Raw genomic sequence first — 425 nt, 5'->3', positions numbered from 1 at the left:
GCCTGGGTCGAGTTCTGCCAGCGCTACGCGTCGGAATGCGCGCTCGATCCCTCGGAGCCGGCGCAGGTGACGCTGACGCCGCGGCTCTGGCAGACGATCGGCGGCATCAACCGCTCGGTCAACGCCGCCCTGCGCGCCGTCACCGACCAGGAGCACTGGGGCGTGCCGGACCGCTGGGACCTGGCCGAGGACGGCGCCGGCGACTGCGAGGACTACCAGCTGCTCAAGCGCAAGCTCCTGGCCCAGGCCGGGCTGCCGCGCCGGGCGATGCGCATGACCGTGGTGATCGACGAGAAGGGCGAGGGCCACGCCGTCCTGATGCTGCGCACCGACCGCGGCGACCTCGTGCTCGACAACAAGACCAGCGCCGTCCTGCCCTGGCACCGGACCGGCTACACCTTCATCAAGCGCGAGGCCCAGGACGC

Annotated in this window: 1 protein-coding gene; it reads left to right on the top strand. The window is 72.0% G+C overall.

Features of this window, described 5'->3' with window-relative positions; genetic code table 11:
- Positions 1-425, top strand: a 425-nt coding sequence (locus tag DT057_RS35230) for a transglutaminase-like cysteine peptidase (RefSeq protein WP_128566588.1), incomplete at both ends; no start/stop codon positions are given.

This window comes from Methylobacterium crusticola (genome assembly GCF_003574465.1).
GTDB classification, from domain to species: domain Bacteria; phylum Pseudomonadota; class Alphaproteobacteria; order Rhizobiales; family Beijerinckiaceae; genus Methylobacterium; species Methylobacterium crusticola.
Note: the sequence above shows the minus strand (reverse complement) of the source record. Positions and strands in the feature narration are given on the sequence as shown.